This window comes from Flavobacterium sp., assembly GCF_023151265.1.
Classification (GTDB): Bacteria; Bacteroidota; Bacteroidia; order Flavobacteriales; family Flavobacteriaceae; genus Flavobacterium.
Window position 1 is genome coordinate 1 of record NZ_JAKLJH010000223.1, and the last position, 1,962, is coordinate 1,962.

General features: G+C 31.2%; 2 protein-coding genes. One reads left to right on the plus strand and one right to left on the minus strand.

Translation table 11 applies throughout. From position 1 onward, the window contains the following. The coding region (locus L6Q46_RS13775) for an inorganic phosphate transporter (protein WP_291284792.1) at positions 1-1,576 on the minus strand (1,576 nt) is incomplete at its 3' end. Positions 1,577-1,713: 137 nt separating this feature from the next. Here L6Q46_RS13775 and L6Q46_RS13780 point away from each other — a divergent pair. Further along, positions 1,714-1,914, plus strand: coding sequence for a dodecin family protein (locus tag L6Q46_RS13780; RefSeq protein WP_026724334.1), 201 nt, complete (start codon positions 1,714-1,716; stop codon positions 1,912-1,914). Positions 1,915-1,962: the final 48 nt, after the last annotated feature.

Genomic DNA, 1,962 nt, shown 5'->3' on the forward strand with positions numbered 1-1,962 from the left:
CTTCTTCTTTTACTTTCTTTTTATGAATTTGGTTACTTCTGTAGAAGAAAATGGCAACTATAATCATGAAAGCAAAGAAAGCAAATACTTCTCCAATGAATAAGATGTAAGCAATAATAGCAGAAGATAAAAATGCAGCTAAAGCCGTTACAAACCAACCTCCAATTACATTAAAAACACCCGCAACACGATAAACAGCACTTTCTCTATCCCAAGCTCTATCTGCAAAAGACGAACCCATTGCCACCATAAAAGTCACATAAGTTGTAGATAATGGCAACTTCATTGAAGTTCCAATAGAAATCAAAATCGAAGCTACAATTAAGTTTACAGAAGCTCTAACCATGTCAAACATAGGTTGTTCATCTCTTTTTCCAGTATATTCTGGCTGAACAAACTGTGCGTCTAATTTTTTCTGTAACGATTTTGGCAAAATAAAACTAATGATATTTCCAAGATACATAAATCCTCTAACAATGTTTCTTGAAAGCGTATTAGCATTATATTTTTCGTTTCCTTCACCTTGTCTTGATAAATTTTGCTCAGTTTCAATAACCGATTTCGCTTTTTTAGACGTCCATAATGTGTAAACCATTACTAATCCAGCTAATGCTAAAAAGATAAAAGGAGCTGGTAAATTTTCTTCTTCAAGACCTGACATCATGAATTCAGTTGCTCCAACAGTTTGCCCTGGTGCAGCCCAAATTTCAAAAGCTTGATAAGCCGCAATTGGCACACCAATAAAGTTTACTAAATCATTTCCTGCAAAAGCAAGTGCTAATCCAAAAGTACCAACGATAATAATGAATTTAAAAACACTGTATTTAAAAACACTAATTAATAATTGACAAACAATTGTCCATAAAATTAATGAATATGCAATAATTGTAAACGGACTTTCTTTAATAAAATCTTTTACTTCAGAAGGTACAAATGTGATTGATTTTAATCCTTTTACCAAAATGAAAAAGGTAATAGCTGTCATGGCAACTCCACCAAAAAGTGCTGCTACATACTTATATCTTTTTTCGATATGGAAAGTAAAAATTAATCTTGAAACATATTGCACTAACGAACCTAAAGCAAAAGATAATGCTACAGAAAGTAAAATACTATAAACAATTTCAGAAGCTTTTTCAGTATTAATATACTTTCCTAATGTACCAAAACTATCACCACTAACATACACTTTGTAAACAGCTAAAACAACAGAAGCACCTAACAAAGAAAAGATAACTGAAACCGTTGTTGATGTAGGAAGTCCTAAGGTGTTAAACACATCAAGCAATAATACATCGGTAATCATAACCGCTAAAAAGATGATAATTACATCGTTGAAACTGAACATACTTGGTGTAAAAATTCCGTTTCGTGCAATTTCCATCATACCATTAGAATAAAGTGCTCCAACGGCAACACCTAAACTCGCCACAATCATAATGGTTTTAAACGAAACCGCTTTAGAACCAATTGCTGAGTTTAAGAAATTAACCGCATCATTACTTACTCCTACCATCAAATCGGTAATTGCAAGAATCGCTAATGCGATTAACATTATAATATAAATTTGTTCCATTTTTCTATGAATTAATTTCGATGCAAAATTCCTTTAAGAAATTTAGATTTACGTTAATTTAATGTTATCAATTGCTCCAAAAACAATTATTTAAAATAATTTTCTTAACTTTAATTTAATATTAAAATCTATTTTTTATGGCCGTATTAAAAGTAATTGAAGTATTGTCTAGTTCAACTTCAAGTTGGGAAGACGCCACAAGAAAAGCTGTAACTCAAGCAGCAAAGTCTTTAAAAAACATTAGATCAGTTTATGTTCAAGATCAAAGTGCTTCGGTCAAAGATAACGAAATAACTGAATTCAGGGTAAATTTAAAAATCACATTTGAAATTGAATAACTCATAAAGCGCCAAATAAACAGGCGCTTTTTATTTTTCTATGTTTTT

Coding starts and splice junctions, on each gene's coding strand:
- L6Q46_RS13780 (WP_026724334.1), top strand. CDS start 1,714: ATGGCCGTATTAAAAGTAATTGAAGTATTGTCTAGTTCAACTTCAAGT.